Origin of the sequence: Thiosulfatihalobacter marinus (genome assembly GCF_016019955.1) — a bacterium.
GTDB classification, from domain to species: Bacteria; Pseudomonadota; Alphaproteobacteria; order Rhodobacterales; family Rhodobacteraceae; genus Shimia; species Shimia marinus_A.
Window position 1 is genome coordinate 222805 of the sequence record NZ_JAECRZ010000002.1, and the last position, 22542, is coordinate 245346.

General features: G+C 59.7%; 23 protein-coding genes and 1 pseudogene. 20 read left to right on the forward strand and 4 right to left on the reverse strand.

Annotated elements, in window-relative coordinates; all coding sequences use genetic code 11:
* Positions 1–199: 199 nt before the first annotated feature.
* A complete protein-coding gene (locus tag I3253_RS04095; RefSeq protein ID WP_197916371.1) occupies positions 200–1096 on the reverse strand; it encodes an SMP-30/gluconolactonase/LRE family protein in 897 nt (298 codons plus the stop codon).
* A 112-nt stretch (positions 1097–1208) separates the two neighbouring features.
* Here I3253_RS04095 and I3253_RS04100 point away from each other — a divergent pair, with 112 nt between their 5' ends.
* The 15 genes from I3253_RS04100 to I3253_RS04170 all read left to right on the forward strand — a co-directional run bounded on the left by I3253_RS04100 (position 1209) and on the right by I3253_RS04170 (position 15392).
* Positions 1209–1925: a FadR/GntR family transcriptional regulator gene (locus I3253_RS04100; RefSeq protein WP_197916372.1), complete on the forward strand. Its 717-nt coding sequence runs from the start codon at positions 1209–1211 to the stop codon at positions 1923–1925.
* Positions 1926–1933: 8 nt separating this feature from the next.
* Entirely contained in the window at positions 1934–3136 is a 1203-nt protein-coding gene (locus I3253_RS04105) for a mandelate racemase/muconate lactonizing enzyme family protein (protein ID WP_197916373.1), read from the forward strand.
* A gap of 31 nt (positions 3137–3167) precedes the next feature.
* Entirely contained in the window at positions 3168–4142 is a 975-nt protein-coding gene (locus tag I3253_RS04110) for a sugar ABC transporter substrate-binding protein (protein WP_197916374.1), read from the forward strand.
* A gap of 76 nt (positions 4143–4218) precedes the next feature.
* Positions 4219–5205 (forward strand): ABC transporter permease, encoded by a 987-nt coding sequence (locus I3253_RS04115; protein WP_197916375.1) that lies wholly within the window; start codon positions 4219–4221, stop codon positions 5203–5205.
* Positions 5202–5936 carry an ATP-binding cassette domain-containing protein gene (locus tag I3253_RS04120; RefSeq protein WP_197916376.1) on the forward strand — a complete coding sequence of 245 codons (735 nt, stop codon included), beginning with the start codon at positions 5202–5204 and terminating at the stop codon, positions 5934–5936. The genes I3253_RS04115 and I3253_RS04120 overlap by 4 nt, the downstream gene beginning before the upstream one ends.
* A gap of 10 nt (positions 5937–5946) precedes the next feature.
* Positions 5947–6711 (forward strand): SDR family oxidoreductase, encoded by a 765-nt coding sequence (locus I3253_RS04125; RefSeq protein WP_197916377.1) that lies wholly within the window; start codon positions 5947–5949, stop codon positions 6709–6711.
* Positions 6686–7564: an aldose 1-epimerase gene (locus I3253_RS04130; RefSeq protein ID WP_197916378.1), complete on the forward strand. Its 879-nt coding sequence runs from the start codon at positions 6686–6688 to the stop codon at positions 7562–7564. Before I3253_RS04125 ends, I3253_RS04130 begins: the two co-directional genes overlap by 26 nt.
* Entirely contained in the window at positions 7561–8757 is a 1197-nt protein-coding gene (gene uxuA / locus I3253_RS04135; protein WP_197916379.1) for a mannonate dehydratase, read from the forward strand. Before I3253_RS04130 ends, uxuA begins: the two co-directional genes overlap by 4 nt.
* A gap of 90 nt (positions 8758–8847) precedes the next feature.
* Positions 8848–9519, forward strand: a complete 672-nt coding sequence (locus I3253_RS04140; protein ID WP_197916380.1) for a GntR family transcriptional regulator — start codon at positions 8848–8850, stop codon at positions 9517–9519.
* A 200-nt stretch (positions 9520–9719) separates the two neighbouring features.
* Complete coding sequence (locus I3253_RS04145; RefSeq protein ID WP_197916381.1) at positions 9720–10706, forward strand: TRAP transporter substrate-binding protein; 987 nt, start codon at positions 9720–9722, stop codon at positions 10704–10706.
* 56 nt (positions 10707–10762) lie between these two features.
* Complete coding sequence (locus I3253_RS04150; RefSeq protein ID WP_197916382.1) at positions 10763–11263, forward strand: TRAP transporter small permease; 501 nt, start codon at positions 10763–10765, stop codon at positions 11261–11263.
* 4 nt (positions 11264–11267) lie between these two features.
* Positions 11268–12542, forward strand: coding sequence for a TRAP transporter large permease (locus I3253_RS04155; protein ID WP_197916383.1), 1275 nt, complete (start codon positions 11268–11270; stop codon positions 12540–12542).
* Positions 12542–13297, forward strand: coding sequence for an SDR family NAD(P)-dependent oxidoreductase (locus I3253_RS04160; protein ID WP_197916384.1), 756 nt, complete (start codon positions 12542–12544; stop codon positions 13295–13297). The genes I3253_RS04155 and I3253_RS04160 overlap by 1 nt, the downstream gene beginning before the upstream one ends.
* Positions 13294–14220 (forward strand): SMP-30/gluconolactonase/LRE family protein, encoded by a 927-nt coding sequence (locus tag I3253_RS04165; protein WP_197916385.1) that lies wholly within the window; start codon positions 13294–13296, stop codon positions 14218–14220. Before I3253_RS04160 ends, I3253_RS04165 begins: the two co-directional genes overlap by 4 nt.
* On the forward strand, positions 14217–15392 hold the full coding sequence (locus I3253_RS04170; protein ID WP_197916386.1) for a mandelate racemase/muconate lactonizing enzyme family protein: 1176 nt from the start codon (positions 14217–14219) through the stop codon (positions 15390–15392). Before I3253_RS04165 ends, I3253_RS04170 begins: the two co-directional genes overlap by 4 nt.
* Before the next feature lie 92 nt (positions 15393–15484).
* Here I3253_RS04170 and I3253_RS04175 read toward each other — a convergent pair whose 3' ends face one another.
* The gene (locus I3253_RS04175) at positions 15485–16294 is read right to left on the reverse strand and encodes a substrate-binding domain-containing protein (protein WP_232272109.1); all 810 of its coding nucleotides are present in this window, start codon (positions 16292–16294) and stop codon (positions 15485–15487) included.
* 54 nt (positions 16295–16348) lie between these two features.
* A pseudogene (locus tag I3253_RS20720) lies at positions 16349–16492 on the reverse strand (LacI family DNA-binding transcriptional regulator); the annotation flags it as partial.
* A 118-nt stretch (positions 16493–16610) separates the two neighbouring features.
* On the opposite strand from I3253_RS20720, the gene I3253_RS04180 reads away from it, so the two are divergent.
* From I3253_RS04180 to I3253_RS04195, 4 genes are all read left to right on the forward strand, one after another.
* A complete protein-coding gene (locus tag I3253_RS04180) occupies positions 16611–17687 on the forward strand; it encodes a fatty acid desaturase (RefSeq protein WP_197916388.1) in 1077 nt (358 codons plus the stop codon).
* Positions 17687–18004: a non-heme iron oxygenase ferredoxin subunit gene (locus I3253_RS04185; protein ID WP_197916389.1), complete on the forward strand. Its 318-nt coding sequence runs from the start codon at positions 17687–17689 to the stop codon at positions 18002–18004. The genes I3253_RS04180 and I3253_RS04185 overlap by 1 nt, the downstream gene beginning before the upstream one ends.
* Positions 18001–19116 carry an NAD(P)/FAD-dependent oxidoreductase gene (locus I3253_RS04190; RefSeq protein WP_332255683.1) on the forward strand — a complete coding sequence of 372 codons (1116 nt, stop codon included), beginning with the start codon at positions 18001–18003 and terminating at the stop codon, positions 19114–19116. The genes I3253_RS04185 and I3253_RS04190 overlap by 4 nt, the downstream gene beginning before the upstream one ends.
* A 127-nt stretch (positions 19117–19243) precedes the next feature.
* Complete coding sequence (locus I3253_RS04195; protein ID WP_197916391.1) at positions 19244–19576, forward strand: hypothetical protein; 333 nt, start codon at positions 19244–19246, stop codon at positions 19574–19576.
* Here the strand turns inward: I3253_RS04195 and I3253_RS04200 are convergent.
* Entirely contained in the window at positions 19570–20721 is a 1152-nt protein-coding gene (locus tag I3253_RS04200; RefSeq protein WP_197916392.1) for a mandelate racemase/muconate lactonizing enzyme family protein, read from the reverse strand. The genes I3253_RS04195 and I3253_RS04200 overlap by 7 nt on opposite strands.
* 116 nt (positions 20722–20837) lie before the next feature.
* Between I3253_RS04200 and I3253_RS04205 the strand changes: the two genes are divergently transcribed.
* Positions 20838–22538 (forward strand): SMP-30/gluconolactonase/LRE family protein, encoded by a 1701-nt coding sequence (locus tag I3253_RS04205; protein ID WP_197916393.1) that lies wholly within the window; start codon positions 20838–20840, stop codon positions 22536–22538.
* Positions 22539–22542: the final 4 nt, after the last annotated feature.

Sequence of the window (22542 nt, forward strand, 5' to 3'; positions counted from 1 at the left end):
ACTCCTTCTGGTGCCAGAAATATGCCCAAAATTTCGCACTCAATTCGGACCAGATTCAGGGGGCTAGACCAAGAAGTCGCACAAATTACCGTAACCTGCCTTGGTCTGCGTCGCTCAAGAAAACGCTTGCAAACAAGAGCCGCTCACAAATGGCTATGGCTGATCGGGTGTCTGACCGGCGGTCAGTCGAACGCGTGACCTAGCCGCCAAAGACGTGCGATCGCGTACCCCTGCCTCCTGTTTGTACAGAAACAAGCGCGCCTTCGTTGGGGTTGTCGCGAAGATGGGCCGCGTTCATCGTGAACCGGGCCGATGTGACAAACAACTGATCGAGATTGGTACCCCCAAAGGCACAGCTGGTTGGCCAAGAGACTGGCAGTTCGGCAAGGCCCAGCTGGGCGCCCGCAGGGGACAGGTGCAACAGACAGGATCCGCCGACCACTCGGCAATTCCAGATCATGCCGTCGCTGTCCTGCGCCGAGCCATCCGGCAAACCGCGTGCGAACCCTTCAAGGATGGTTTTGCGATCACTGAGCCGACCAGTGGCGGGATCCACGGCAAAAGAATAAAGCGCGTTTTCCATTGTATCGGCTGTGATCAGGCGGTCACCGCTCCAGATCAGCGTGTTGGTGATGCCGAATGTCGGCTCGGACAGGCGGTTCACCGTGCCATCGGTGGTGATCCGGTAGAGCGCGCCAGTCGATTCCGTGATGTCTTTCGGCTCTCCATTGGGAAAGATGTTATTCTGCATGGTGCCCACCCAGAAGGCGCCGTCCGGCCCCACCACACCTTCGTTCAGGCGGTTTTCCGGCAAGTCAGGTTCAGGAACAGCCAACGGTTCAAAAACGCCGCCGGGCCGCCACAGAACCACGTCGCGGCACAGACCCACGACAAATCCGTTTTCACTGGCAAGTCCGATTGAGGTCACGAAATCAGGGGTTTGCCAATGATCGTGGGCCCCGTTCTCTGGGTCGAACGCGTGAATGTGTTTGCCGATAATATCCACCCAGAAGAACGTGTTCCGACGGTGATCCCAGATCAGGCTTTCTCCGACAATGTTCTGCGCGTCGAGGGCTATTTGTGCGTCGTGTTTCATGTCTGCTTCCGCTTTTTCGAGAAATATATTGACATATAGGTTTACGTGAAGTTAGACACAAATCAATACAAACCTGTATGATAGGTTTGGGTAGCATGATGATGGGAAGCGGATGCAACAAACGGTGGACAACGCAAAAGGTGGCGCAGGGCTGGTGGGGTCGACCATCGGCGCAATCACGGCTCATATTCGTGAAAACGAGTTGTCACCGGGGGACCGCCTGCCCAGCGAAAGCGTGTTCAGCCGCGAATTGTCCGTCAGCCGAACCGTAGTGCGCGAAGCGTTTCGAAGCCTTGCTGCGATGCGGCTGATTGAAGTGCGTACCGGAAAGCGCGCCATCGTGGCGCGCCTGGATCACACAACACTGTCGCCGCTAATTGAACATGGCGTCCACACCGAGCAAATCTCGATCCTCCAAGTTTATGACGTGCGCCGCACCATCGAAACCCGCACCGCCACGCTGGCCGCACTGCATCGCACCTCGGCACAGGCCAAGGAAATCCGCGATCTGGCCAAGTCGATGCAAGACAGCTTCGAGGCGCCGGAAGAGATGATGGAGGCCGATGTGGCCTTTCATCTGGCCATTGCGCGGGCGTCCAGGAACCCGATCTATGCGCTTATCGTGGGCGCCTTCGAAGGGGTCACTCGTCAGACATGGCCCGTAGGGTGGCGCAGTCGCAGCGACGTGGCCGAACAGAAAGCCATGCTTGATATCCACACCGATCTGGCCGCAGCGATTGCTGACGGCAATCCGGAACGGGCCAGCGAACTGATGGCCCTGCATTTTGACGCAAGTGTGCGGGCGTTGCTCGCTGCCGGAATATCCTGAGAGATCCCATGAAAATTACCAAGCTGGAAACCATTCGTATCGAAGAGCGTCCTAACCTTCTGTGGGTGCAAGTGCACACGGACGAAGGATTGGTCGGTCTGGGCGAGACATTTTTTATCGCAGAAACCGTCGAAACCTACATCCATGAATATGTTGCCCCGCGCGTCATGGGGCGCGATCCGCTGCAGATCGACCTTCTGGCCAACGAGCTGAATGGCTATCTTGGGTTCCGCTCATCCGGTGCCGAGGTGCGCGGTAACTCGGCTTTTGACATCGCGCTGTGGGATCTGTTTGGCAAGGCGACGAGGCAGCCCATCGCGCAGCTCTTGGGAGGGTTCAGCCGCAATGAAATCCGCACCTACAACACATGTGCGGGCACCGAATACATCAAGAAGGCCACCGGTCAGCAATCGGACAATTACGGGCTGTCCGAAGGCAACGATTACGACGATCTGAACGGTTTTCTGCATCACGCGGACGAGTTGGCCCTGTCGCTCTATGAAGAGGGCATCACCGCAATGAAGATCTGGCCGTTTGACATGGCGGCCGAGAAAACGCGCGGTCAGTATATCTCGGGACCGGACCTTGACCGCGCGCTTGAGCCGTTCCAGAAAATTCGCGACTCGCTTGGCAACAAGATGGACATCATGGTCGAGTTTCACTCGATGTGGCAATTGCTGCCGGCCATCCAGATCGCGCGGGAATTGCAGCCCTACAAAACCTTCTGGCACGAAGACCCGATCAAGATGGACAGCCTCAGCAGCCTGAAACGCTATGCCGAGGTCAGCCATGCGCCGATTTCCGCGTCCGAGACTTTGGGCACGCGCTGGGCGTTCCGTGATCTTCTGGAAACCGGCGCGGCCGGTGTCGTGATGTTGGATATCTCGTGGTGTGGCGGCCTGTCCGAAGCCCGCAAAATCGCCGCGATGGCCGAAGCGTGGCACCTGCCGATCGCCCCGCACGACTGCACCGGGCCGGTGGTTTTGGGAGCGTCGACTCATCTGTCGCTGAATGCGCCGAATGCGTTGGTGCAGGAAAGCGTGCGCGCCTTTTACAAGACCTGGTATCGCGACCTCGTTACAGCGCTGCCCACCGTCACCAATGGCATGATTACCGTTCCGCCTGGCCCTGGCCTTGGCATGGAGCTGAACCCCGACATGGACAAGGCCTTTACCGTTCTGCGTCGGGAAACAACCGCGTCTGACGTTTGAAGGACGCATCACTCTGGGAGGAGATGAACCTATGAAGAAACTACTGAGTGCAACTGCGCTGACCTGGGCCCTGATCAGCGGTCCCGCAGCGGCAGAAGACCCGATGAACATCGTGTTCACGCACCATTCGTCGGCGTCCAACCCGTTCTGGCAAGCGGTCAAGAAAGGTTTTGACGATGCCTGCGGCAAGATTCAGGCAAACTGTCAGATGATCTTTACTCAGACCGAGGGCGCGATTGATCAACAGGCTGCGAACATGATGGCGGCGCTGGCCGGCAGCCCTGACGCGATCCTGACATCGATCGTCGACAACAACGCGTTTGACGACATCCTGCAACGGGCCGTGGACAATGGCGTTATCACCATCGCTGTGAACGTCGATGACACCGAAGGTGCCGACGGCAACCCGCGCGCCGCTTTCGTCGGTCAGGGCTTCATTCCCGCCGGGTACAGCCTGGGCAAGAAAATGTCCGAGTTCTTCCCCGCCGAAGGGCCGATCAAGGCCGTTGTCGGAATCTCGGCCCCCGGTCAGAACTGGTCGGAACAGCGTGGCGCGGGTGTGATGCAATTCCTTGAGGAATATGCCGCCGCCAACCCGGACCGTTCGGTCGAAATCATTCGTCTGGACACTGGTACGGATGGTGCCGTTGTCGCTGAACGTGTCGGGGCGTACCTGAACGCAAACCCCGACACGACCGCGTATTTCGACACTGGTCTTTGGCATGCCTACGTCGCTCAAGTCCTGGCAGACCGCGGCGTAAAGCCTGGAACCGTGCTGATGGGCGGTTTCGACATCGTAGCCGAAGTGCTGCAACAGATGGAAGCAGGTTATATCCAGGTGCAGGTTGACCAGCAGCCCTACATGCAGGGCTTTATTCCTGTGATGCAGGCCTATCTGGCGCATACCGTTGGTCTGTCACCAGCGGATGTCGACACGGGCCAAGGCCTTGTTGTTGCCGAAGATGTGCCGGATCTCTGGGAGCTGGCCAAGCAGGGTCTGCGCTAAGCGACTCATCAGGGGCTGCCATCTCCACTCCCCGGGCGGCGGCCCCGCCTACAATCCCCGAAAGATTGACCACTCCATGAAACGATTTCTCAAAACCTATCTGGAGAAGCCCGAGCTGGCCGGTGTGGCCTTTCTGGTGCTTCTTACAATCGCGTTCCAGATACGCTCTGGCGGCGTGTTTCTGAACGCTGCGAACCTGCAAGGCATCCTCGGGCTTCTGCCCGAAGTCGCGCTTGTCGCGATTGGCGTGACCTTGCTGATGATCTGTGGCGAGTTCGACCTGTCGGTAGGTTCCGTGTTCGCCCTGACGCCGATGTCGATGGCCGTTCTGCTTGAGGCGGGCTGGCCCTTTGTTCCCGCGATTGCTGTCGGCCTTTGCGTGGCCATGGCCATTGGCTTTGTGAACGGCGTCCTAACCGTCAAATTTGCGATCCCCAGCTTTATCACCACTCTCGGAATGCTGTTTGTCGCACGCTCGATCACAGTTGTGATTTCGGGCGGATTCCCGCCGCTGTTGCCAACCGGCGCAATCCCCAAATGGCTGTTTGTGACCTATGTCGGCCCTGGCGACATGTTCCGCGTGTCCTTCCTGTGGTTCGTTGCCATCGCGATCGGCGTCAGCCTTCTGTTGTCGCGTACGAATTTCGGCAACTGGGTGCGGGCCACCGGTGGGTTCCTGCCCGCCGCCGAATCGATGGGCATCCCCACCAAGCGGGTCAAGATTGCCTGTTTCATGTTGTGTTCGCTGTTGGCCGGGTTTGCCGGAACGCTGCAAGTGATGCGCCTTGGCGCGCCGCTGCCGTCGATCGGCGAAGGTCTGGAGCTTCAGGCCGTGGCTGCCGCCGTGATTGGGGGAACCGCATTGACCGGTGGGATCGGCACGATCCTGGGCGGCATTATCGGTGCCACTCTGATCCGGGTGATCGACAATGGGCTGGTGCTGTCCCAGGTCGACGCCAACTGGTTCAAGATGGCGCTGGGCGCATTGACCGTGTTCGCCGTGATCCTGAACGCGTGGCTTCGCAAGAAAGCAAAATCCATCAAAGTGGAGACCGGCAAATGACAGCGCAGCCGATCATTCAGGTCAAAGACCTGCATAAATGGTATTCCGGTGTGCACGCGCTGAAAGGCGTAACGCTGGACTTCCACCCGAACGAAACCGTCGGCCTTGTGGGCGACAATGGGGCCGGGAAATCGACCCTGATCAACATCCTGTCGGGCATTCAGGCGCCGTCGGGTGGCGGGATTACCTTCGAAGGCCGCCCTGTATCTTTCAAGGGCCCGCGGGACGCGATGGAAGCCGGGATCGAGACGATCTACCAGTATAACTCGATGGTGCCGACGATGAGCATCGCACGCAACATGTTCATTGGCCGTGAACCGCTTAGGTGGGGCATTGGTGGCATCGGCGTTCTGGACACCAAGAAGATGGCCGAGGAAAGCGTGCGGGCCATTGCCGATGTAGATCTGCATCTGCGCAGCCCCGATGCGCTGGTGGGCGAATTGTCCGGTGGTCAGCGTCAAGGTGTTGCGATTGCCCGCGCGATGCATTTCAAGTCCAAGGTGATGATCCTCGACGAACCGACCAACCATCTGGCCGTCAAGGAAACCCAGAAAGTGCTGGGCTTTGTTCAGTCGTTGAAAGGGCTTGGTATCACCGGCATCTTTATCAGCCACAACATCCACCACGTGTTTGAATGTTGTGACCGTATGGTCGCGATGGCGCGGGGCGAAGTGGTCTTGGACAAACGTGTCGAGGATACCAACATGGACGAAATTCTCGACGTTCTCTGAGGGGGAAAACATGGCAAAACACAAAGGGAAACAGGTGCTTCTGACGGGTGGGCTTGGCTCGCTTGGTCGGGCTCAGGCGGCCAGGCTGATCGCGGGCGGGGCCGCGGTCACGATCCTTGAACATCCCGGCGTCGAAAATGGTGCGGCGCGCGCCGCCGATATTGGCGCGTCGTTTCTGGCATGTGATCTTAACGATCTCGAGGCGGCCAAGACCACGGTTGCGGACGCGGCCAATGCGGCGGGCGGGTTCGATATCCTGATCAACAATGCTGCCCTGATCATCAACCGGCCCTACGAGGCCTTCAGCCTGACCGAATACGAGGACCAGATCCGCGTGAACTCGTCGGCGGCTTTCGCGCTGACCACCGTCTGCGCTGAGCACATGAAGGCGAAAGGCTGGGGCCGGGTGATCAATTTCACCTCGGTCACACTGAAGGGGATAATCGATGGTTACGTACCTTATGTCGCCTCGAAGGGGGCGATGCTGGGCCTGACTGTCAGCCTTGCGCGCGAGCTGGGTCGTCACGGCATCACCGTCAACGCGGTGGCACCAGGGGCGGTTGTGTCCGAGGCCGAGGCGCGTGTCTTTGCCGACAAGGCGCAGGAATACTCGGACTGGGTGCAGGAGCAACAATGCCTCAAGACCCGCATTCAGCCCGATGACGTGGCCGATCTGGTGTCGTTCCTTGTATCGGAAGAGGCGCGCGTTATCACGGGTCAAAACGTTGGCATTGATGGTGGGTGGCAAGGTGGCAAAGCGCCTGGAACTGACTGACGGTCGCAGCCGTGTTTCGCTGGCTCCCGACATGGGCGGCGGTATCGCGGGCATGTGGACAAAGGATGGCGTACCGGTGCTTCGACCGCTTGTGGCCGGTGTCGGGCCATTCGGTTTGGCGTCAAACGTTCTGGTGCCGTTTTCCAACCGAATTTCAGGCGGCGGGTTCACCTTTGAGGGTGCCCACAACGTAGTGCCCTTAAACCTTGAGGGCCAAAAGTTCCCGATTCACGGCGACGGGTTCCAGAAACCTTGGGCCGTCACAAACCAAACCAGCATCAACGCGGAAATCTATCTTTCAGATGGCGGTATGGGGCCGTGGGCCTACGAGGCGCGGCAACGTTTTGCGCTGGAAAACGGGAGGCTGACGGTCACGCTGTCGATGACCAACACCGGGCCGCGCCTGCCATTTGGTGGTGGGTTTCACCCGTGGTTTCCCCGACTTGCTGACACACGCCTGCGGTTCGCCGCGCACTCCGTCTGGCTCGAGGATGCGGATCACCTTCCAACCGAAAAGATCGCTCTTGCCGACAACCCCGACTGGGACGTTGGCACTTCCGGCGCGTTACCCCAAGGATTGATCAATAACGCCTTTGTCGGTTGGGATGGGCGGGCCGGGTTTGACCAGCCAAGCCTTGGCATTACGGTTGATCTTTGCGCCCAAGCGCCGTTGGATACCGCAATTGTCTATTCGCCGGATGCTCAGGCGGATTTCTTTTGTTTCGAACCCGTGAGCCATGCCGTTGACGCCCACAATCAGCCCGAGCAACCAGGACTTGCCGTGCTTGAGACCGGTGAAACCCTGACGCTTGAAATGCAGATCGGCTGGCGAAACTACGAGAATCCGGCATGAAGGAAAGTTGGCGTTGGTTCGGACCGCTTGATACGATCTCCTTAGGTGAGGTTGCACAAACAGGCGCACGCGGGGTTGTCACGTCCCTGCATGACATCCCTTATGGCGAAGTCTGGACCGTCGAGGCGATCCGGGAACGGCAGGCCCAGATCGAGGGCAACGCGTCACTAGGGTTGACTTGGAATGTAGTCGAAAGCCTGCCAGTCCATGAAGATATCAAGCGTGGGCGTGGCGATCTGAGTCGGTTGTTCGCCAATTACCGGCAGTCGTTGGTCAATCTGGCGTCCTGCGGGATTCACACCGTCTGTTACAACTTTATGCCGGTGCTGGACTGGCTGCGCACCCATCATGATACGCCGGTGCGCGGTGGTGGGCGGGCGCTGTACTTTGATGAAGCAACCATGGCTGGGTTCGAACTGGGCATTCTCGGGCGTGAAAGCGCGGCCGAGGATTATGCGCCGGACGCCATAGAGCGCGGGCTCGAGTGGGTGGCGCAGGCGACGGACGCCGACAAGGATGCGCTTTTGGATCGCTTGATGGCTGGTTTGCCGGGCGCCTATGACCGGTTCACGGTAAACGGGTTGCGCGATGTACTGACCACATATGCTGGATTCACCAACACCGATCTGCGCGCCAGTTTCTCCCGCTTTCTGGCCGAGATCGTGCCCGTGGCTGAAGAGCTCGGCATCCGCATGTGCGTGCATCCGGACGACCCGCCGCGCCCAGTGTTCGGGTTGCCGCGCGTGGTTTCGACTGCCGGGGATGTCGATTGGATTCTGGCGCAAGATGACAGCCTCGCAAACGGGGTAACTTTCTGCTCCGGCGCCTTGGGCGCGCGGGCGGACAATGACATTCTGAAGATGGCGCGCCGTTTCGCGCCGCGCACCCATTTCCTGCATCTTCGCAATGTCGCAAAAGCGCCCGATGGCTCGTTCGGCGAGGCGGCACATCTGGAAGGCGACACCGACATGGTGGCGCTGTTGCGGATCTGGCTGGGCGAGGAAGCCCGCCGTCGTGACGAGGGGCGCGTAGACTGGGATTTGCCGTTCCGCCCTGATCACGGGCATGAGCTGGGCCCCGATGTCGGGCGCGCGGCGCATCCCGGATATCCGTTTGTGGGACGATTGCGAGGACTGGCGGAATTGCGGGGCGTGCTGGCAGCGCTTGAGGCGCCGCGGCATCATAGGCCATAGGGGACCACTCGACTTAGCACTCAGCGTGTAGTTGGATGGGGATCACACTAATATGTGATATGATTCGGCAAAGAGTGATCGAAATCCAATATGGCAGATCAGCGCCACGAATATGGTCATGCGACCAATGACGTAACCAACCAGTTGCGCAAAGAGGTCCTGTCCGGTCAATATGCGGCCGGGGATCGCATCAAGATTGCCGAATTCGCGGCCCAGTTCAATGTCAGCGCAATGCCGGTCCGCGAAGCGCTTCGGACTCTTGAAGCCGAGGGCTTATTGCAGATCGTCCCAAACAAAGGTGCAATCGTTCGGCTGGTGGACGAGGATTTCGTGCGCAACATCTATGACATCCGCGCTGCGCTCGAGGTGCTGTTGGCCGAACGAGCCTGCCTGAACATGACCTTTGATACGCGACGGGTGCTTGAGGAAATCCAGGCCGAGATCGAAGCGGCTGCCAGTGCGGGTGACGCCGATGGCATGATGCAGTTGAACGCAAAATTTCATAGCGAAATAAATGTGTTGGGCAGGAATCCTGAAGCGGAACGCCTGCTGGCGCTGAACCAGAACATCATTGTCGCCTTTCGCCGTCAGTTTGGCTTTGCCGAAGGACGCCTGAACTCTATCGCCGAGGAACACAGGGCCATCCTGAACGCGATGTTCCGGCGCGATTTGGCTGAGGCGACGTCCCTTGTCAGAATGCATGTGGTCAGCGCGCGGGACGACATGATTGGCTGTATGCGACGTGGTCATAAGACCGGCTAAGCCCCCAGGAACTTCTCACGGTAGTGCTGCACGGTTTGCCGTGCGGTCCTTGCATCGATTGCCACATGGTCGGCTCTGGACGGATTTTGCCGGCGGAAAAGTATGTAATCGTTGCCGCGAACTCTTATATAATATCAAAAAATAGTTGAAAAAGTTAAAATGTGATGTGATAAGGAGATCGATCCATAGGGAGGAATGTCATGGTCACTCTAAACACAGTTCTCGTCGGCGGCTTCGCGGTCGCATCTATTGCACTCTCAGGCGTGGCGGTCGCCGAAACCCAGATCACGTTGGCGCATCACAGCGCGGTTGGTTCGATCAACAGTCAGTTGGCGGAGGACTTCAAAGCCTGCGTCGAAGCTGCCGATGGTGTTGAAATGTCCGTTGCGCATTTCCCGGCCGGCCAGCTTGGCACGGCGCGCGAGGTTGTCGAGCAGGTCAAGATTGGCGCGATCGACATGACCATCACCGATACCGCCTATATGTCCAACGTTCAGCCCCAGTTGACGGTCTGGCAGTTGCCCTTCCTGTTCTCGGGCTGGGACCATGCCGAGCGTGCGATGGACGGTGCCGCTGGCGACATGACTCGCGATCTGCTGCTGGAGAACCAGAACGTGCGGGTTCTGTCTTTCATGCACAACGGTTTCCGCGATTTCATGACCATAGACAAGAAGGTCGAGTCGATGGACGACTTCAAAGGCATGAAGTTCCGCTCGCCGCCGATCCCGATCTGGCTGAAGATGTTCGAGGCGCTTGAGGCGACTCCGGTGTCGGTAGACTGGAGCGAGGTTTATACCGCGATGCAATCGGGCCTTGTCGAAGGCATGGAAAGCACACCCGAAGGGTTCCTGTCCTCGAAATCCTACGAGGTCGCCAAATACATCACCCGTTCGGGGCACATGTACAACCTGATGATGATGGTGATTTCTGATCAGATCTATGGAAGGTTGTCGGATGCCGAAAAGGCCATCGTGGACGAATGCGCCGCCAACTTCAACACCAAGGGCAACCCGATGTCTGTCGAGGCGAATGAGGGCGGATATGCTCAGCTTGAAGGCCTTGGCCTGACCATGCTTGAGATCGACAAGGCCCCCTTGGCCGAGCGTTTGTCGACCGCGTGGCCCGTCATCCTCGACGGAATCGACGGGGCTGATAGTCTGGTGGAAGCCGTCCAATCGGTGCGGTGATCCACCACCTGTGGCCCGGCAACTCCCCGTCGGGCCACGCAATCGGGAACAGACCCATGATCAAGACCTATTCCGCGCTTGTGCGTGTATTGACCAATATTGCCGGAATTCTGGTGGCGCTTATTTTCCTGGGCGTTTTTGCCGAGGTCGTCGGGCGCAACCTGTTCAATGTCTCAATTCCGGCGATGTTTGAACTCAGTGTTTTCCTTTTGGTGTTCACGGCCTTCGTCGCGGCGGCAGCCGCCTTCGGGCAAGGCACCCATTTCAAGGTCTTCGATCTTGCCGGGCGACTGAATGGAACGCCGCATCGCATCACCCGTCTGGTTGCGGATCTGTGTTCGGTTTCGTTCCTGATCGTGCTCGGATGGTTCGGCATCAAGCTGGCGCTCAGCCAGATGGATCAGCCCAGTGCGGCGCTGAAGATACCTTACGGGCTCATCTACATGTCACTGCCAATATTTGCGGTTCTGTCGGTCGTCTTGCTGGTCATGCGCAACCTCGCACCGGTTGAAGAGATCGATGCCGTGCTGGCCGATTTTGCCAGCGAAGGAGAATAGTCAGATGATCATGACCCTCCTTGGCAGCGCCTCGTTTCTGGCCATTCTCGGCGTGCCTCTTGCGGTGGCACTGGGGCTTGCCGCACTGGTGGCACTTTCGATCTTTCTGCCGCACATTCCGACGGAGATCGTCGCCCAACGCATGATTTCTTCGGTCGACAAGTTTCCGCTGGTTGCCGTGCCGCTGTTCATTCTTGCCGGAGAGCTGATGAATTCGGGCGGGATCACCGCGCGATTGATTGCACTGTCCAAGGCGCTGGTGGGCTGGATCAAGGGCGGGCTAGGGCTGGTCAATGTCGCGACATCTGTGTTCTTTGCAGGGATATCGGGGTCGTCCACGGCTGACGCAGCCGGCATCGGCCGCGTTCTGATCCCTGCGATGAAGAAAGAAGGCTATGACGGCGATTTCGCGGTTGCCGTGACTGCGGCCTCGTCCACCATCGGGCCGATCCTGCCGCCCAGCATCGTCATGGTGATCTATGCCGCCATGACCAACCTGTCGATCGGCAAGCTGTTCCTGGCTGGCGTGGTGCCTGGGCTTCTCATGGGCGCAGTCCTAATGGCGCTTGTGTTGGCCTACGCCACCGCTCGGAACTATCCGCGCGATACATGGGTGGGTTTCCCGGCGTTGTTACGCACGATTGTGGCCGCTCTTGGCCCGCTGGGGGCACCCGCGATTATCCTGATCGGCGTCGTCGGCGGCTATTTCGGGGCGACCGAAGCAGGGGCCATTGTCGTGGCGTATTCTATCCTGCTCGGCTTTATCTACCGCGAACTCAGCCTCAAGCGCATCGTGAAGGCCTGTCAACGGACCGCGCTGAATGTCGGGGTTATCCTTTTTGCCATTACTGCCGCTTCGATCGTCGGCTGGACGCTTGCCGTTGGGCGCGTGCCGCAGCAATTGGCGATGCTGATATCTCAGTATGGAGACAGCCAGGTGACGGTGCTTCTCATCGTTATTTCGGTGCTTCTGGTCATGGGTCTTTTCCTCGATGGGCTTGCTGCGATGGTCATCATGGTGCCGGTCTTTATCCCGATCACCTCGGCGCTTGGGGTCGACCCGATCCATTTCGCCATGGTTGTGATCCTCTGCATCATGGTCGGAGCCGTCACGCCGCCGGTCGGAATCCTGTTGCTGATCTCGTGCCAGGTGGGGGACGTCCCGTATCGCGAGGCGATGCGGATGATCTGGCCCTTCGTCGCCGCGATGCTGGCCGTGGTTCTGGCGGTGACATTCATTCCGTCGCTGACAACCTGGTTGCCAGAGGCGCTTTACTGATGGCGGGCGCGTTTCAACTGACCGGAAAACGGGCGCTTGTGACGGGCGCGGCGGGCGGCATCGGGCAGGCGATTGCCCGGCGATTGGCGCAGGCTGGCGCACAGGTGGCGCTGCTGGACATCGACGCCTCTGTCGCCGCACTGACGGAACTGGCGAGGGAAATTGGCGCGGGGGCGATGGTCCTGTCCGCCGATATCACCGACCCGGCCTCGGTCGATGCGGCCTTCAGCTCGGTGAAGGACAGGTTCGGAGGGCTGGATATTCTGGTCAACAATGCCGGGATTACCCGCGACGAGGATATCTTCGAGATCACTCTGGACAGCTGGAAGTCGGTGATCGACGTCAACATGACCGGTGCCTTCCTGTGCGCGAAGGCCGCGATGGAAGTGTTCCGTGATCAGGGCACCGGTGGACGCATTGTTCAGATGGGGTCAATCGTCGGGCACCAAGGGGCGCTAAAAGGACACCTGCATTACTCGGCGTCGAAATCCGCCATTCACGGCATGACAAAGACGCTTGCACGCACCGGTGCCACTCTTGGCGTCACGGCCAATACCGTCGCACCGGGGCTGGTGCGCACACCGATGATTGCCACGGCACATGGCGACGATCCATCACTCACGGAAAAGGTGCCAATAGGCCGCCTGGCCGACCCGGACGAAATCGCGGCGTCGGTGCAGTTCCTGGCCTCGGACCAGGCGGGATATATCACGGGCAGCGTTCTGGACATCAATGGTGGGATGTTGATGCGATGACCGCGCTTTCGCAACTTCTCCAGGTGGCCCACTATTCTGCCGAACTGCTGATAGATGCCCGGGCGACGGCAGCCGAAGCTCCCTTGTGGGACGACAGCCGCGACGGGCTTTGGTGGTGTGATATTCGTCGACCCAGTTTGCATTTCTGGTCGATGTCCCGGCCGGCAAAGATGTGGGACATGCCGTCGGTAATCGGGTTCGTTGCGCTGGACGAAAACAACGCGGTAGTGGTTGGCCTCGCAGACGGCCTGCACCTGTTTGAACCCGAAAGTGGTGCAATGACATTCCTGTTCCACCCAGAGCCCGAACTGCCTGACTCTCGTCTGAACGAAGGTCGGGTCGACCATCAAGGGCGCTTGTGGTTCGGCACAATGCAGGACAAAGGGCTGACGACCATCGGAAGCCTGTGGTGCTGGGCGCCCGGCAGTGACGCGACGCGAGTGTTCTCGAATGTGCAAATTCCCAATGGATTGAGTTTCGACAAGTCCACCGGTCACGCCACATTCGCTGACAACGGGGACCGGCGGATCTTGCGGTTTCCGGTCGATGATCCCGCAGAAGCGACAACATTTCTTGCGCCGGACGGTGCGCCGGGTGAACCGGATGGATGCGCCATCGACGCCGCAGGCAACGTCTGGAACGCCCGCTTCGGTGCCGGTTGCGTGGTGCGGATCACACCAGATGGTGAGGTCGACCAGATCGTCGATGTGCCTGCTGCCAATGTCGCCGGTATCTGCTTTGGCGGACCGAAACGGGACAACCTGGTGATCACAACTCTGCGCGTCCGGATGAGTGCGGCCGACCTCGTGCAAATGCCGCTCTCGGGTGGTCTGTTTACCCATCGACCGGATATCGCCGGCGCTCCCGAGCCGAGAATGAAACCAATTTCTGTCAACCAACCGACAGGGGAGCCAGATACATGAAGATCACGGACGTAAATCCTATTGTGGTCGACGCCTTCCGCGCCAATTTCGTGTTCGTGCGCATCGAGACTGACGAGGGCGTGCATGGGATCGGCGAGGGCACGCTTGAGGTCAAGGAGCTAGCACTGGCGGCGGCCATCGACATGCTGAAGTCTTATCTTGTCGGCAAGGATCCATTTGCGATAGAGCACCATATAGAGACGATGCATCGCGACAGCTATTGGCGCACCGGCCCGGTTCTGCGCAGTGCCCTGTCAGCTGTCGAGGCCGCGCTTTTCGACATCAAGGGCAAGGCTCTTGGCGTGCCGGTCTACGACCTTCTGGGCGGTGCCCATCGCGATGCAATCCGGTGTTATGCCAATGGCTGGTTCGCTGGCGCACGCACGCCCGAGCAATTCGCGGCATTGGCCAGGAACACAGTGGCCAAGGGTTTCACCGCATTGAAATGGGATCCGTTCGGCGCGGCCTACATGCAGATCGACAGGGCGCAGCGGAACCTTTCGATGGACATCATGGCCGCCGTGCGTGACGCGGTCGGTCCTGATATCGGGTTGATGATCGAAGGGCACGGGCGGTTCGACGTTCCAACATCGATCGCACTCGCCCAGGATATCGCGCGGTTCGAACCGATCTGGTTCGAGGAACCCACACCACCCGACAGCATCGACGCGCTGGCCGAGGTGCGCCGCAAATCCCCGGTTGCCATCGCCGCCGGGGAACGGTTCTTTGACCTCGCCACCTTCCAGACCGCGATAGAGCAGGGCGCGGCGGACTATCTGCAACCGGATGTCAGCCATGTCGGCGGCATGTTGGCCGCGAAACAGATCGCCGGTCAGGCCAACGCCAGGTTCTTGCCGGTCTGTCCGCACAATCCGATCGGCCCAGTTGCAAATGCCATGACCTTGCAGATTGCAGCCGCTTGTTCGAATGTCGTTTGGCTTGAGACTATGACAACGGACGTGCCTTGGCGGGCCGAGATTGCGAGCGAGATGGCGTCGGTTGAGAATGGAGAGATGAGTATTCCGGCAACGCCCGGACTTGGTGTGGATATCGATACCACCGCGTGCGATCGCTATCCCTATCAGCGCCATGATCTTCGGCATTATTCAGGCGCGCTGACTGATATTCGGCCCGCGGATGCCACGGATTGGGGCAAAGCCGCCGAAGCGTGATCGGATGACAGTGTATCTGCTGTGCGAGTTGGGTCACGTGGACGTGCTGGCGCAGTTGCCCGCGGCCCGGAACACGGCACGAGCCGTACCGCCTATTCAAATGCCAGCCGTGCGGATTCTCTTTCGATGGGTTCCGGGGCCAGAAGGCCAACCCGTTCGGGTACGCCAGCGATACAATGTCCGACCGCAGCGTATCCCAATTCGCGGGTCGGCAGGCGGACCGTTGTCAGCGAGGGGACGATCGAGGCTGAAATCGGCGAGTCGCCGAACCCGCAGATGGCAAGGTCTAGCGGCGCGGCCAGCCCAAGCCGGTGACATTCGAAAATGGCTCCAGCGGCCAAGACATCACCGGCCAGAAACAGGGCGTCCGGGCGGGAGGTCAGGTCAAGCGCCTGGCGCAGGATCATCGCGCCTGCTTTGTAGTGCTCTCCGGGATCGGCGATGTCTACGACAAGAGGGGTCCGGCCTGCGGAGGAAACGGCGTCCAGATATCCATCCAGACGCTCCACTTCGACGCGATAGCCAAGCCGTCTGACCCCGAAGGCGACCGTTTGATAGCCCGCGCCGATCAAAGCGCCGGTCATCTGCGCGGCAATGGCCCGGTGGGACAGGCCGATGTCGACGCCCACAGGGGTATCCGACGCAGCCCATGCTTCGACAAACGGGATGCCGGATGCCGTGATCTGCCGGCGTGACCGGTCCGACACGGTGTCACCGACAAAAATGATCCCGTCCGGACGCCAGCCTATTGCGGCTTCGATGCGTTTTTCTTGCATCTCAAGGCTGAACCGTGTCTCGAACACCATGAGCGCGGCATTCACCGTATCGGCGGCCTCGGACACGCCTTCGATGATTTCCGGTACATAAGGAAGATCAAGCGACGGGGCCACAATCGCCAGCATCGGTCGTGACTTACCGGCAAGTCGGGACGCGGTGCTGTCGGCGACATAACCAAGTTTTTCAATGGCTTGAGATATTCTTTCGCGCGTGCCTTGAGATACTTTCTGAGGGGTTCTGAAAAACCGCGATATGGTCATCGGGGTCACGCCGGCCGCTTGGGCGACGTGCTCGAGCGTGATGTGGGTTCTCGGGTTCGTCATTCTGGCTGAATAAGGTGTTGTGCGGGCAACATCAATTATGTTATGCGCATAACATGGCAATTTGTTGCCCGCATAACATTGCGGTGAATCTGTGTGCCTCGCGTAGGAGGATGATGACGTGATCAAGTGGAAGAACTATGCCCTGCGCGCCGAACGTGATCCACGTATCGAAAACGCCATTGACGGCATTGGTTGGTACACCAGCCCGATCCCGCGCAAGCGGCTGAAAGAACTGGTCAGGCGCGACAATGGCAGGGCGGCCCGTCATTTTCTTTTGTGGCTCGCGCTGCTGGTTGCCAGTGGAGCGGTGGCCTATGCGACATGGCCGACCCTGTGGGCAATACCGGCGTTTCTGGTCTATGGCGTGATCTATAATTCCGCCGACAGCAAATGGCACGAGCTGTCTCATGGCACGCCATTTCGCAGCCATTGGGTGAACGAGTCGCTTTATCGGCTGGTGTCGCTGATGACTTTTCGCGAGCCGATCCGATGGCGCTGGAGCCATTCACGCCATCACACACACACCATCCTTGTCGGTCATGACCCCGAAATCGCGTCTCCGCGCCCCCCGCACATCGCGCTTGCGCTTCTGGGGTTGTGGTACCTGCGCGGCGCCTTGGGCGAGGTCAGGACTACGTCGGCCGTGGTCCGGGGCAGAATACCCGCGGATGTGGCGTCCTTTGTCCCCGAAAGCCAATGGCCCGAGATGGTCTACTGGAGTCGGATTTTCGTCGCGTTTATCGCCGCAATCGTTTTGGCATGTGTGATTGCCGGGTCAATCCTGCCTGCCATGTTTGTCGGGTTGCCGCGGCTCTACGGCTCGTTCCTCCACTACACACAGGCGTTTACGCAACATGCCGGTCTGGACGAGGATATTCTTGATCATCGACTCAGTTCTCGGACAGTTCTGATGAATCCGGTATTCCGGTTCCTCTACACAAACATGAACTATCACATCGAGCATCACATGTTCCCGATGGTGCCGTTCTACAACCTGCCCGAACTACACGCCGAAATTCAGAGCGATTGCCCCGCGCCCTATGCAGGGCTGGGGGCCACCTATACCGAGATTTTCACGACCCTTTGGCGTCAGCGCCTCGATCCCACCTATTACGCCCGTCGGGTTCTGCCCGAAACGGCAGGTGCCAGCGGTGATCAGCGTGTCATGGACCCCGACTTTAGAAAGGTAGCGTAATGAGCGACTGGATTGATATCTGTGCACTGGGCGAGATCGAGGAAGAGGATGTTCATCGCTTTGAACATGGCGGCGCGGTCTATCTTGCGGCGCGCGATGACTGCGATGGTGTCTTTGTGGTCGACGGCCTGTGCACCCACGAAAAGGTCGAACTGGCGAACGGGTTTGTCTTTGGATGCGTGCTGGAATGTCCGCGTCATCAAGGGCGGTTTGACCTGCGCGACGGGCGTCCCTGCGGCGGGCCGGTGACCGAGGGACTCAAAACCTATCCGACCCGTGTTCAAGCGGGGCGCGTTCAGGTGCAGTTGATCGCGTGAGGCGGGTTGCCATCATCGGGTCCGGATTGGCCGGCATGGCGTGTGCTGCCAAGCTGCGCGCGGAAGGGTTTGCCGGTGAAATCCGGATGTTCAACGCAGAACCTTGTCCGCCATACGAAAAACCCGGCCTGTCGAAAGGCCGCATCGGTCTGGATGTGCCTGTGTCTTTGGTTGCGCCTGATCTGATGTACGAAGCGGCGGCACGCAGCATTTCTGTGACCGAACGGACGGTGGGAACGCGGTCCCGGATTGTCGGGCCGTTTGACCATATCGTGCTTGCTACAGGCCGCGCGGTCGTGCGCTTGCCGGGGTTCGACGACGCGGTGACTCTGCGGACCTTGGCCGACGCCCAAAGGCTGCGTCTTCGTCTGGGCGGGCAGGGCCGGGTAGCCATTGTGGGAGCGGGCCTGATCGGTATGGAACTGGCCGCAGCCCTGTCCCAAGAGGGCGTGCCGGTGACCTTGGTCGAAGCGGGGCCTCGCGCCATGATGCGGGTGGTGCCGGCAGCCATTTCGGATAACGCCACAGCCCGAATGCGTGACGCGAATGTCGATGTGCGGTTTGCAACGCAACTGTCGCGGCAAGTGGCCGGCGAGCTTGTCCTGAGCGACGGGACTTCGATACCGGCAGATGTGGTTGTCGCCGCAATTGGTACGCACCCCGACACCGACCTCGCGCGCAGGGCAGGGGTGGCGGTTTCGAAAACGGGGATCATCGTGTCGCCCGACATGCGCGCCAGCTTTCCGGGCATTTGGGCGGTAGGGGACTGTGCGACGGTGCAAATGGCAGATGAAACCTTCGAGTGTCAGAATTACGCTGCCGCCCGCGACATGGGTGAAGCGGCAGCCCTTGGTATTCTGGGGCATCGACCGGATTGGCAGCCAAACACGTGGTTGTGGTCGGATCAGGGAGAGACCCGGATCGAGGGTGTCGGCCAGGCTGATGGCACGCACGACGTCACCGATTATCCGGACGGGGGATGCTCGGTCTCTGTTTCGCGCGCGGGGCGGCTTGTCGGCCAGTTTGCCATAGGCAGCCGCAAGGCGCTGCGCACTGTTCGAAAGGCGCAAAGCCAGATCATGAACAGAGCAAATGAACAGGAAGCCGTCTGAACGTCGGGGATGACCGTAGCCGAGATGCGCGCCTGCAAGGGTGTGTGCAAGCCTACCAAGATGACGCTGTAAAAAATCGCCGAACAGGCCCGCTCAAGCCGCCGATACCGAAGTGGCAACCGCGCGCATGACCGACGGGATCCATGACATCCGAGCGGCAGCGCTGTCACTGTTCCTTGTCTCTGGTCTGCGCCACGGCGAGACCCTCAGAAAAATGGCCGAACTGGCCCGCTCTTCTGATGCGCTGGATTGCGGTGCGGACGCGGTCTATCGTCCGATGAGGCCCAAGGCTCGGCGCCTTCTGGAGAACGAGGGCGTGCGTGTGGTGGGCCATGTTGGTCTTGTTCCGCGCCGTTCCACGTGGTTCTTTCCCGCGCCCGCCGAAACCGCGTCGATTGCTGAGAACGAGTTTGCCAAGTTCTTGCGGTGTTTGGACCGTGATCTGGATGATCCTCAATAAGACGGTTTCAGCGGGAACCAACCGGGGCGGGCGGGGTTCAGATAGGCGCCGTCGATCGACGTGACATGATAGTGTTCCAGCAGGTCCTCATCGACTTCGACACCCAGTCCTGGTCCCTCGGGCAAAGCAAAATGCCCGTCCGAGATTTTCGGGGGATTGCGACAGATATCCGCTGACAAATAAACACTTTCAGTGTCAATCGCGATGCTCAGGTTCGGCGTCGCGGCGGCGAGGTGCAGATAGGCCGCCTGACTGGGGCCAAGCTCTGCGCCCGAGTGCAGACCTACCGGCAGGCTGGCCGCTTCCGCTGCTCCGGCGGCTTTGCGGGCCTGCCACAACCCTCCGGCCTGATGCGGGTCCAGTAGCAGCACGTCGGCAGCTTTAGCTCGCAGAATGTTTCCGACGTCTTGCAGGGTGTAGGCGCTTTCATCCAGCGCGATCGGAACGGGCGACCATTGGCGCAGATAGGCATGGCCTTGCAGGTCGTCCAGCTCTAGCGGTTGCTCGACATAAGCGGGATCAAAGGGTGCCAGACGTGACATTTGCCGCTTGGCCGTGCCGGGGGTCCAGGCGCCGTTCACATCCAGCCGAAGCGTGGCGGCTCCGATGGTTTCCCGCGCGATTTCTGCCAGCGTGATATCGCTTGCGGCGTCGAATCCGATCTTGACCTTGAAGGTCAGATAGCCCGCATCGAGAAAACCGGTCAGGCGGTCGCGCAATGTGTCGGTATCGGCGGAAAACAAATAGGCGGCGGCTTCGATCTTGTCACGGAAAGCACCGCCCCAAAGCGCATAAAGCGGCAGGTCTGCGCGTTTGCCAAGCGCGTCCCACATGGCCATTTCCATTGCGGCGGCGGCCATGACAGCCGCGCGTTTGTGGTGATAGTAACCGGCCCCCAAGACATTGCGCCAGAACCGCTCGACCTGGCTGATGTCATAGCCAACGGCCATCGGTGCCACCAGTTTCTCAAAAACGGCAGGGACGGCATCGATCAGACACAACGTTTCGCCCCAGCCGGTGATTCCGTCTTCCGTTTCGATCTTGCACACCAGCCGCGTGGTGCCGATTCGCGTCCCCGACCCCCACTCAATCGTTTCTTTGAAGGGGACGCGCACCATGGCGTGATGAACCGACTTGATCCGCATTCAGGCAATCTCCGGCGAATGATCTGTTGACTTGGAACTTAGTTTCAAAATATAGAAGTCGCAGCGAATGGCAAGTCTCGGATCGCCGTGACACACCATAAGGAAGGATATGTAACGTGGCGAAATCCGCGTCCAAAAAAGACCGCGAAGATGCTGCCCAGCCCGGGATGCAGGCCCTGACGCGCGGGCTTGCGGTGGTCGATATGGTTGCTTCGGCGGAGAAGCCGCAGCGCTTTACCACCCTGCTGGATCAGTCGGGATTGCCCAAGGGCACTCTGCACCGGCTTCTGCAAACGCTGGTCGATGCGCGCTATCTTGCGTTGGACGAGCAGTTGCAAACCTATCGCCTGGGGTCGCGCCCGTTTGAGTTGGCGCATCGCGTTTGGGACCAGTTTGACCTGCGCGGCGCTGCCGAGCCTGAATTGGTGCGTTTGCGCGACGTGACAGGCGAAACGATCCGGTTGGGTACGTTGAGCGAAGGCGAGGTTTTATACGTCGACCAGCGCTCGAATCCACAGCCGTTGCGGATTGCCAACGGTGTCGGCAGCCGGGCCGCCTTGCATGCCACCGCGATGGGCAAGGCGATTGCCGCGCATCTTGGCGTAGCAGAGCGGCATCGGCTGGTCGAGGCAGACAAGCTGACCGCCTTTACTGGCCGCACGGTGGTGTCGGGGGGCGATCTGGATCAGCAGTTGAACATCATCAAGGCGCGGGGCTATGCGATTTCGGTCGAAGAGATGCATGAGGGTATTTCCGGTGTTGCCGCTGCCATTCTGGATCATCAGGCCGAACCGCTGGGTGCTGTCGGCATCGTCGGGCCGTCCTTCCGCTTGCCTGAAGAAAAGCTGCATGAACTGGGCCGCGAAGTGATCGAGGCAGCGCGGCGCATCGCCGGAAACATCGGAGAGTTGGCCATGTCGATCTCTGTGAATCCGCGCCCCGAGACCGCGGACGACGTGCGGGTCGCTGTGCCGGGCGCAGATTTTCTGGCCGAGGGGCCGCATTGGTCCGAAAACCGCCAGCGTTTGCATTTCGTCGACATTCTTGCGCCGGCCGTGATTACTTCGGACCCTGAAACAGGGCGCCGCGATGAAACCGAATTGCCCGAACTGGTGGGCTGTGTTGTGCCGCGCGCCTCGGGCGGGTTTGTCGTTGCGACCGAAACCGGCGTCAAGACGCTCTCGGAAGACGGTGCGCTGTCGGTGATCTGCGAGCCCGAGGCCGACATGCCGGGCAACCGGTTCAATGACGGAAAATGCGACCGTCAGGGACGCTTCTGGGTGGGGTCACTGGCGATCAACACCGCACCCGGACAGGGCAATCTGTGGCGGGTGGATGCCGATGGGTCGGCGCATTTGATGGATCGCGGCTTTCATATCTCGAATGGCTTGGGCTGGAGCCCGGATGATCGCACCATGTATTTCACCGACTCCGGCACCCGCGAAATACTGGCCTATGATTTTGATGCCGCATCGGGGGGCATTTCCAACCGCCGGACGTTCGTCTCGTTTGATGAGGGCAAAGGCGTGCCCGACGGGTTGGCGGTTGATGCCGACGGATTTGTTTGGGTGGCGTGCTGGGATGGGTGGTCGGTTGTTCGGTTTGATCCCGACGGCAAGGTCGACCGAGTGCTGAACCTGCCGGTGCCGCGCCCGACAAGCTGTGCCTTCGGCGGGGCCGACCTGAGTACACTTTTCATCACCACCGCCCGCATCCGCCTGTCCAGCCAGGTGCTGGCCGAGGCGCCGATGTCGGGCAGTGTTCTGGCCATCAATGCCGGCGTCAAAGGACAAAACGAAACCTGCTTTGCGGGCTAAGGAG

Bases quoted from the DNA above. Each gene is read 5' to 3' on its own strand.
- I3253_RS04140 (WP_197916380.1), top strand. From the start codon at position 8,848: ATGGCAGATCAGCGCCACGAATATGGTCATGCGACCAATGACGTAACC.
- I3253_RS04155 (WP_197916383.1), top strand. From the start codon at position 11,268: ATGATCATGACCCTCCTTGGCAGCGCCTCGTTTCTGGCCATTCTCGGC.
- I3253_RS04105 (WP_197916373.1), top strand. From the start codon at position 1,934: ATGAAAATTACCAAGCTGGAAACCATTCGTATCGAAGAGCGTCCTAAC.
- I3253_RS04100 (WP_197916372.1), top strand. From the start codon at position 1,209: ATGCAACAAACGGTGGACAACGCAAAAGGTGGCGCAGGGCTGGTGGGG.
- I3253_RS04095 (WP_197916371.1), bottom strand. From the start codon at position 1,096: ATGAAACACGACGCACAAATAGCCCTCGACGCGCAGAACATTGTCGGA.
- I3253_RS04120 (WP_197916376.1), top strand. From the start codon at position 5,202: ATGACAGCGCAGCCGATCATTCAGGTCAAAGACCTGCATAAATGGTAT.
- I3253_RS04150 (WP_197916382.1), top strand. From the start codon at position 10,763: ATGATCAAGACCTATTCCGCGCTTGTGCGTGTATTGACCAATATTGCC.
- uxuA (WP_197916379.1), top strand. From the start codon at position 7,561: ATGAAGGAAAGTTGGCGTTGGTTCGGACCGCTTGATACGATCTCCTTA.
- I3253_RS04200 (WP_197916392.1), bottom strand. From the start codon at position 20,721: ATGCGGATCAAGTCGGTTCATCACGCCATGGTGCGCGTCCCCTTCAAA.
- I3253_RS04145 (WP_197916381.1), top strand. From the start codon at position 9,720: ATGGTCACTCTAAACACAGTTCTCGTCGGCGGCTTCGCGGTCGCATCT.
- I3253_RS04170 (WP_197916386.1), top strand. From the start codon at position 14,217: ATGAAGATCACGGACGTAAATCCTATTGTGGTCGACGCCTTCCGCGCC.
- I3253_RS04110 (WP_197916374.1), top strand. From the start codon at position 3,168: ATGAAGAAACTACTGAGTGCAACTGCGCTGACCTGGGCCCTGATCAGC.
- I3253_RS04160 (WP_197916384.1), top strand. From the start codon at position 12,542: ATGGCGGGCGCGTTTCAACTGACCGGAAAACGGGCGCTTGTGACGGGC.
- I3253_RS04185 (WP_197916389.1), top strand. From the start codon at position 17,687: ATGAGCGACTGGATTGATATCTGTGCACTGGGCGAGATCGAGGAAGAG.
- I3253_RS04115 (WP_197916375.1), top strand. From the start codon at position 4,219: ATGAAACGATTTCTCAAAACCTATCTGGAGAAGCCCGAGCTGGCCGGT.
- I3253_RS04195 (WP_197916391.1), top strand. From the start codon at position 19,244: ATGACCGACGGGATCCATGACATCCGAGCGGCAGCGCTGTCACTGTTC.
- I3253_RS04125 (WP_197916377.1), top strand. From the start codon at position 5,947: ATGGCAAAACACAAAGGGAAACAGGTGCTTCTGACGGGTGGGCTTGGC.
- I3253_RS04165 (WP_197916385.1), top strand. From the start codon at position 13,294: ATGACCGCGCTTTCGCAACTTCTCCAGGTGGCCCACTATTCTGCCGAA.
- I3253_RS04175 (WP_232272109.1), bottom strand. From the start codon at position 16,294: ATGCTGGCGATTGTGGCCCCGTCGCTTGATCTTCCTTATGTACCGGAA.